This window comes from Bartonella queenslandensis AUST/NH15 (assembly GCF_000312585.1).
Lineage (GTDB): Bacteria > Pseudomonadota > Alphaproteobacteria > Rhizobiales > Rhizobiaceae > Bartonella > Bartonella queenslandensis_A.
Window position 1 is genome coordinate 1 of the sequence record NZ_HE998417.1, and the last position, 441, is coordinate 441.

Here is a 441-nt window from a genome sequence, read left to right on the forward strand (position 1 = left end):
GAAAAACACTTTAAACAGTAAGCGGACAGATTACGAAACAATCTTTCCAAAGCTTTTAAGACTGACTATCTTTTATGCTGTCACTAGCATATAATGATTATGTCGGGTGTGGTTACACCATACAATACTCTTATGAGGAAAGTGTAACGACGGACTTACTGCCGTGTTTTTCAACGCCCGGCTCCCTTATAGGGTTGTCAATGAAAAACGTATAATCAGTAAGGTTTAAATATGACAAATATATCAAAAAACACCCCCGTTATCTCTAACATTTCAAATGAAACCGCGCTTGTTAATAAACAAGAGCCTGCTAAAAAATATAAACTTACAAATGAAACTAAAATTGTTAACGGTATCACTTTACACCGCATTAAAGCTTTAAGAGACTTTGATGATGTTAAAGCCGGTCAACTTGGTGGCTATATTGAAAGTGAAAGCAAT

1 pseudogene is annotated in these 441 nt (G+C 35.4%); it reads left to right on the forward strand.

The features are described 5' to 3' along the window. Positions 1-231 precede the first annotated feature (231 nt). Positions 232-441, forward strand: a pseudogene (locus BN338_RS10530) (hypothetical protein); the annotation flags it as partial.